This window comes from Streptomyces aurantiacus (assembly GCF_001418335.1).
In the GTDB taxonomy this organism is placed as follows: domain Bacteria; phylum Actinomycetota; class Actinomycetes; order Streptomycetales; family Streptomycetaceae; genus Streptomyces; species Streptomyces aurantiacus.
The window spans coordinates 1-6,960 of the sequence record NZ_LIPP01000175.1 but is presented as its reverse complement, the minus strand read 5'-3'; the positions used below and the strand labels follow the sequence as shown (position 1 = coordinate 6,960).

Below are 6,960 nucleotides of genomic sequence, written 5' to 3'. Positions count from 1 at the left end.
GCGGGGCACCCGGTGCAGGGGGGTCAGCGGGTCGACCGAGCGCATGGCGACGGCGCCGGTCACGTCGCCGCGTACGACGTCGGCGGCGTCCAGCCACTCGACGAGGGTGCCGTCGACGGCCGCGACGACGCACTCGCCGGTGGCCGCTCCGGGCACGTCGCCGGCCGCGAGGTGCGTGGCCACGAGCGGTCCGGGCAGCAGCGCCCGGCCGGCCTCCTCGAAGGCCAGCACCGCCTCGGGCAGCCCCAGCCCGACCCCGCCGCGCGCCTCGGGCAGCCGCAGCGCGAAGAAACCCGCCTCGCCCAACTCGCGCCAGAGCGCACGATCGAGAACCCCGGGGACGCCGTGCCCCTCGTCCCCCGCACTCCCGTTCCGGGGCGGATCCACGGCGGCCCGCAGCCGCTCCCGTCCGAACCGCCGCACCAGCAGTTCGCGCACCCCGGCCCGTAAGGCCCGTTGGTCATCGGTGAGTCGGAAGTCCATCGGGTCACCGTCACCGTCCCTTCGGGAGGCCCAGAATCCGCTCGGCCACGATGTTCCGCTGGATCTGCGAGGTGCCGGCCGCGATGGTGTACGAGAGCGACGACAGCCGGTCCACCGTCCACGGCCTGCCGAGGTCGAGCGCTTCGGGGCCGAGCACCTCCGCCGCCGCGTCGTACAGCTCCTGACGCGCCTGCGAGTACCTCAGCTTGAAGACCGAGCCGCCCACGCCCGGCACCCCGCCGGTGCGCTCCGACTCGCTCACGTTCCACTGCGTGAGTCGCCACAGGGCGCGGAACTCGGCGTTGAGCCTGCCGAGCCGGCGGCGCAGCGGTACGTCGTCCCAGCGGCCGTTCTTGCGGGCCTCCCCGGCCAGCTCACCGAGGACGCGCCGGCAGGCCACCACCTCGCCCACGAAGGCGGTGCCGCGCTCGAAGGACAGGGTCACCATGGTCACGCGCCAGCCGTCGTTCTCCCCGCCGACCCGGTTGGCGACGGGCACCCGCACCTCGTCGAGGAAGACCTCGGCGAACTCGGCCGAACCGGCGAGCGTACGCAGGGGACGTACCGTGATCCCCGGCGCGTCCATCGGCATCGCGAGCCAGGAGATCCCCCGGTGCTTGGGGGCATCCACATCCGTGCGCACCAACAGCTCGCACCAGTCGGCGACTTCGGCGTGCGAGGTCCAGATCTTGGAACCGCTCACCACATAGTGGTCGCCGTCCCGGTGCGCGCGGGTGCGCAGGGCCGCGAGGTCGGAGCCGGCGTCCGGCTCGCTGAACCCCTGGCACCACACCTCCTGGCCGCGCAGCACGGGCGGCAGCCAGCGCGCCCGCTGTTCGGCGCTCCCCTCGGCGGCGACGGTCGGCCCGGCGTGCAGCAGGCCCACGAAGTTGGCCCCGACATAGGGGGCGCCCGCCTTCTCGGTCTCCTCCAGGAAGATCAGGTGCTGGGTCGGGGTGGCGCCCCGGCCGCCCGCGTCCACGGGCCAGTGGAGTCCGGCGTACCCGGCGTCGTACAGCATGCGCTGCCACCCGAGGTCGTACGCGCGCCGGCCGGGCCAGTCGTCGGGCGAGGGCTTCGGGGGCAGCCCGGGAAGCACGTCGGCGAGCCACGCCCGCAGCCGGACCCGGAAATCCTCCTCCTCGGGCGTGTACGAGAGATCCATGACCGGTCTCTACCTGTTCCACCTGCCGCGAGACCCGTCGCGGTACCTGTCGTGATCCAGGTCGAGCATGCGGATGGCGTTGCCACGCATCAGCTTGTACACGGTCTCGTCGTCGAGGCCCTTCACATGGTCGAGGGCGACCTCCTTGGTGTGTGGGAAGGTCGAGTCGACGTGCGGGTAGTCGGTCTCGAAGGTCGCGTTGTCGCGCCCCACCACGTCCAGCGAGGCGACCCCGTGCTTGTCGCGGAAGAAGCAGCAGAAGATCTGCCGGTAGTAGTACGTGGACGGCGGCTCGGGGATCAGGTCGCGCACCCCGCCCCAGGCGCGGTGCTCCTCCCACACGTCGTCGGCCCGCTCCAGTGCGTACGGAATCCAGCCCATCTGTCCTTCGCTGTACGCCAGTTTGAGCCGGGGGAACTTCACGAGTACGCCCGAGAACAGGAAGTCCATCATCGAGGCCATGGCGTTGTTGAAGCTCAGGGACGCCTGGACGGCGGGCGGGGCGTCCGGGGACGCGGCGGGCATCTGGCTGCTGCTGCCGATGTGCATGTTGACGACCGTGCCGGTCTCCTGGCAGACCGCGAAGAACGGGTCCCAGTAGCCGGAGTGGATCGATGGCAGCCCCAGGTGGGTGGGGATCTCGGAGAAGGTCACGGCCTTCACGCCGCGGGCCGCGTTGTGCCGGATCTCGGCGACCGCGAGGTCGATGTCCCAGAGCGGGATGATGCACAGCGGGATGAGCCGGCCGCCGCTGTCGCCGCACCACTCCTCGACCATGAAGTCGTTGTAAGCGCGCACGCAGGCCAGCGCGACCTCCTTGTCACGCGCCTCGGCGAAGGTCTGCCCGCAGAACCGCGGGAAGGTCGGGAAGCACAGGCTTCCCTCCACATGGTTGGCGTCCATGTCCTTGAGCCGTTCGACGGGGTCCCAGCACCCGGGCCGCATCTCCTCGCGGGTGATGCCCTCCAGGGTCATCTCGTCCCGGTCGAAGCCGACGGCGGCGATGTTGCGCTTGTACGGGAACTTCAGGTCCTCGTAGATCCACCAGTCGGTCGGCGGCCCGTCCGGGTCCATCGTGATCCGGTACTTGCCTGCCACGTAGGCCAGCTCTCCGATACCGGCGGTCAGCGGCTTGGGGCCGCGGTCCCGGTACTTCTTCGGCAGCCAGGTCTCGAAGAGGTGCGCGGGCTCGATCACATGGTCGTCGACGCTGATGATCCGGGGCAGTTCGGTCATGGGGGTCCCTCCGCCTGGCACGTCTGGCACGTCTGGCAGCACATCGCATTCATCTGACGGTCCGTCAGCTCTAGGTACTCCTGAAGGCTAGCCCCGCACCCCTGGACCGACAAGACACCGAGGCCTACGCTCTCGCCCGATCTGACTCTCCGTCAGCTAAGAGGAGTACGGCCATGGACACGGTCACGGACACGCACACCGCACACGAACTGGGCGCCTCCCGTACCTTCTGGGAGCTCGTCGAACGCCGCGCCGCGCTCACCCCGGACCGCCCCGTCCTCCTCCAGGACGACCGCACCCTCACCTTCGAGGAGCTGCGCTCGGGCGCGGAGAGGACCGCGGCGGGCCTGCACGCCATGGGCGTACGCCCCGGAACGGTGGTCGCCTGGCAGCTGCCCACGCGGATCGAGACGGTCCTCCTCGCGATGGCCCTGGCCCGGCTCGGGGCCGTCCAGTCCCCGGTGATCCCCTTCTACCGGGACCGCGAGGTCGCGTTCGCCGTACGGGAGTCGGGGGCGGCCCACTTCGCCGTACCGGGCGAATGGCGCGGCTTCGACCACGGCGCGATGGCGGAACGCATCCAGGCACGAGGCGTCTTCGAGGCGTACGACGCACTCCCCACCGGAGACCCGTCGACGCTCCCTCCGCCTCCCGCGAGCGGCACCGACGTGCGCTGGATCTACTGGACGTCCGGGACGACGTCGGACCCCAAGGGCGTACTGCACACGGACCGTTCACTGATCGCCGGGGGCTCCTGCCTCGCCCACGCGCTGCACCTGTCGTCCGACGACGTCGGCTCGATCGCGTTCCCCTTCGCGCACATAGGCGGCCCCGACTACCTGGTCATGCTGCTGCTGTACGGGTTCCCGGCGGTCCTGTTCGAGAAGTTCGCGCTGCCGGACGCGCTGGAGGGCTTCCGCAAGCACGGGGTGACGGTGGCGGGCGGTTCCACGGCGTTCTACTCGATGTTCCTGGCCGAGCAGCGCAAGCAGCCGGACGCCAGGCTCATCCCCTCACTGCGTCTGCTCGCGGGCGGCGGGGCACCGAAGCCGCCCGAGGTCCACCACGCGGTCGTACGCGAGATGGGCGTCCGGCTCACCCACGGGTACGGCATGACCGAGGTCCCGATGATCACCATGGGCTCACCGGACGACTCCGAGGAGAACCTCGCGACAACGGAGGGCAGGCCTCCGGAGGGCATGGAGATCCGGATCGTGGACGGGGAGATACGACTGCGCGGGGAGGCGGTCTGCCGGGGCTATCTGAACCCGGCACAGACGGCGGACGCCTTCGACGAGGACGGCTTCCTGATCACCGGGGACCTCGGGCACCTCACCGGGAGCGGCCATCTGGTCCTGACGGGCCGCCTGAAGGACGTCATCATCCGCAAGGGCGAGAACATCTCGGCGAAGGAGATAGAGGACCTGCTGCACCGCCATCCCGGCGTCGGCGACGTCGCGGTGATCGGCCTGCCGGACCCGGAACGCGGCGAGCGGGTGTGCGCGGTGATCGAACGTCCCCCCGAGCCCTCCGAATCCCCTGGGACGCCTGTACTGAGCCTCGCCGAGGTGACGGCCTACCTGCGCGCGGAAGGACTGTCCCCGCACAAGCTGCCGGAGCAACTGGAGGTGGTGGACGCCCTTCCGCGCAACGAGACCCTGCGCAAGGTCCTCAAGTACAAGCTCAGGGAGCGCTACTCGGGAACCGTGAAGTAACGGGCGAAGGCGCTCACGATCTCCGGCTCGGCGACCCGGCCGTCCCCGTCCGCGTCGAGCGCGCCGGCCGCGGCGGTGGCGACGGCCTCGGGCGCGCCGAGGGCCTTGAGAGCCCGCGCGATCTCGTCGACGGTCGCCACGGCGTCCCCGTCGCCGTCCGCGACGGCGAGCGCCGCGTCCAGGAAGGGGCGGGCGATCTCGGCGAACCGGTCGGGGTTGTCCCGCAGCCGCTTCACGGCGCCGTTCACGAACTCCTCGCGGGTGATCCGCTGGTCACCGTCACGGTCCGCTATGCCGGCCATGCCCTGCCAGAAGGCCTCCGCGCCGATGTAGAGGGCCTGGCCCCGGTCGGACCTGGCCGCCGTGCCGAACTCGGCGAGCAGCGCCTTCGTCGCCGCGTTGAAGTCCTCGCGGTCGATATAGCCGTTGCCGTCCTGGTCGAAGGTGGCGAACCGGGCGGCGATCTTCCGCTCGTACTCGGTACTGACCATGTCTTTCGGGACCGCCTTACATCACGTGGGTGCGTCTGGCAGGGAGCGTACGACGACCCGGCTCCTCGGGGAGCGGGAAAACGACGCTTGTGCCAAGACCGGGGAAAATCCGCGACAACGGCGTCACGGACCCGCGGAACGATCTTCCCCCCACATGACGGAAATCACGCCGGGCACGACACCACTGATCACAAGGCGGAACCACACGGAACCGCACGGAACCACACCGGTGAGCAAGCCGGAAACGAAGCCGGTGATCAGGCCGGTGGTCGCGCCGGTGATCAAGCCGACAGAGAACCCGACCCGGCTTCGTCGACGACGGCGGCGTCGACATCGGGATACACGTCGAAGAGGCGGCGCACTCCGAGGGCGCCGAGGACCCGGTTGACGTGGGAACCGCCCCCGATCCCGACGTCGCTCGACCGGTAGGCGCCCCCGTCCGCGCCCTGGGCGGGAAGGACCAGCCGGAGACGTCCCTGGCAGGAGCGGATCAGCCGGCGGCCGGCGATCAGGACGCCGACGCCGCTGGAGTCGCAGAACAGCACCTCGGACAGGTCGAGGACGACATCGTGTCGTCCGTCGGCCACCGCGCGGTGCATCCGCTGCCGCAGCACGGGCGACGTCACCAGATCCATCTCGCCCGAAACACGCACGACGGTCCAGCCGCGCTGTTCGCCTTCGGTCACCCTGAGCGCCACGCGTCTGTCCCTCGCTCGACGATGTCGGACCGGACGGCCCGGTTACGGCCGGACCCGGAAACGGAAGCCGTTCCTTCGCTTCCCTGGGGCGTGGCTGCCCCGCCCTTCATCCCATGAAACACCGAATGCCGAATCGAAACATGCCCCGGCCGGGCAGTTCCGGTCAGCTCCGCACCGACCCGATCGGTGCAAATGGGACATCCGCCTCCACACTGTGAGTTCACTCCCACACTCCACGTTCAGGCCTCTACCACCCGAGCCCTCTCCAGGGGCGCGCATTGCCATAAAGGGGCGTGCGTCGTCACAGGTGCCGACTACATTCGGGAGGAAGCCGGAGAGGAGAATCCGGTGGGTACACGGGCAGGTACCGGGCAGGCACAGGGACAGGCGCACGGCACGAGCAGGGGCGAGGGGGCCGTATGGCCATGAGGGACACGCCACCCCGCTGGGACCGCAAGATGCAGCAGCGGCTCGCACGGGGAGAGGCTGCCGCACTCGGCGAGTTCTATGACCGATTCGCTTCGCTCGTGCACGGCCTTGCCCACCGTGTGCTCGGAGACGAACGCGCGGCCGACGGCATCACGCGTGAGGTCTTCGCGCACGTCTGGGAGAACCCCGAGTCGTACGACCCCAAACAGGGCCCTCTGCGTTCCTGGGTCGCCACACTCACCCACCGCCTCGCCGTACAACGCCTGCGCACCACGGAGACCGCCGCGCTCGCCCACGACGGCACCGCCGACCCCACCAACCCCGACGACACGGAGGAACTGGAGCGCAGGGTCCGCCGCGCCTCGGTGGCCGCGCGCGCCGACTACATCGTCACGTCCATGCCCACGCCACTGCGCGCCGCACTGGAACTCGCCTACTTCCAGCGCCGCGACTACCGCCAGACCGCTGCCGACCTGGGCGTCACCGAGGACGAGGCGCGCCGCCGCCTGCGCCTGGGCCTCCAACTCCTGTCCACGGCCCACGACGCAGGCCGCTCCGGAACGCCGCCCGAACAAGGGGGTACCCGGTGAACAACACGAACCCCTTCGGCGAGTACGACGACGACGGCGACGCCCCAACCCCACGGGAGCACAACGCCCGCCCAGAACCGAACAAAACCCCAGGTAACGAAACCGAACCCCGCCACATCCCCGTGCCACGCACCTCAATCGAGGACACGGACC

General features: G+C 70.2%; 8 protein-coding genes. 2 read left to right on the top strand and 6 right to left on the bottom strand.

Annotation, left to right across the window (positions count from 1 at the left end; translation table 11 throughout):
• From AOK01_RS23270 to AOK01_RS23260, 3 genes are all read right to left on the bottom strand, one after another.
• Positions 1 to 483 (bottom strand): acyl-CoA dehydrogenase family protein (locus tag AOK01_RS23270; protein WP_169800156.1); only part of this gene is annotated, 483 nt, incomplete at its 3' end.
• A gap of 10 nt (positions 484 to 493) precedes the next feature.
• Positions 494 to 1,648, bottom strand: coding sequence for an acyl-CoA dehydrogenase family protein (locus tag AOK01_RS23265; protein WP_055514805.1), 1,155 nt, complete (start codon positions 1,646 to 1,648; stop codon positions 494 to 496).
• A gap of 9 nt (positions 1,649 to 1,657) precedes the next feature.
• The gene (locus tag AOK01_RS23260) at positions 1,658 to 2,884 is read right to left on the bottom strand and encodes an amidohydrolase family protein (RefSeq protein WP_055514804.1); all 1,227 of its coding nucleotides are present in this window, start codon (positions 2,882 to 2,884) and stop codon (positions 1,658 to 1,660) included.
• A gap of 173 nt (positions 2,885 to 3,057) precedes the next feature.
• On the opposite strand from AOK01_RS23260, the gene AOK01_RS23255 reads away from it, so the two are divergent.
• Positions 3,058 to 4,599 carry a class I adenylate-forming enzyme family protein gene (locus tag AOK01_RS23255; protein ID WP_055514802.1) on the top strand — a complete coding sequence of 514 codons (1,542 nt, stop codon included), beginning with the start codon at positions 3,058 to 3,060 and terminating at the stop codon, positions 4,597 to 4,599.
• Here the strand turns inward: AOK01_RS23255 and AOK01_RS23250 are convergent.
• The 3 genes from AOK01_RS23250 to AOK01_RS23245 form a co-directional block, all read right to left on the bottom strand.
• Positions 4,578 to 5,090 carry an EF-hand domain-containing protein gene (locus AOK01_RS23250; protein ID WP_055514800.1) on the bottom strand — a complete coding sequence of 171 codons (513 nt, stop codon included), beginning with the start codon at positions 5,088 to 5,090 and terminating at the stop codon, positions 4,578 to 4,580. The two genes, AOK01_RS23255 and AOK01_RS23250, sit on opposite strands and share 22 nt — an antisense overlap.
• A gap of 123 nt (positions 5,091 to 5,213) precedes the next feature.
• A complete protein-coding gene (locus AOK01_RS43675) occupies positions 5,214 to 5,375 on the bottom strand; it encodes a hypothetical protein (protein WP_157871445.1) in 162 nt (53 codons plus the stop codon).
• A complete protein-coding gene (locus AOK01_RS23245) occupies positions 5,372 to 5,788 on the bottom strand; it encodes an STAS domain-containing protein (RefSeq protein ID WP_055514798.1) in 417 nt (138 codons plus the stop codon). Before AOK01_RS23245 ends, AOK01_RS43675 begins: the two co-directional genes overlap by 4 nt.
• 419 nt (positions 5,789 to 6,207) lie before the next feature.
• On the opposite strand from AOK01_RS23245, the gene AOK01_RS23240 reads away from it, so the two are divergent.
• Entirely contained in the window at positions 6,208 to 6,807 is a 600-nt protein-coding gene (locus tag AOK01_RS23240) for a sigma-70 family RNA polymerase sigma factor (protein ID WP_055514796.1), read from the top strand.
• Positions 6,808 to 6,960: the final 153 nt, after the last annotated feature.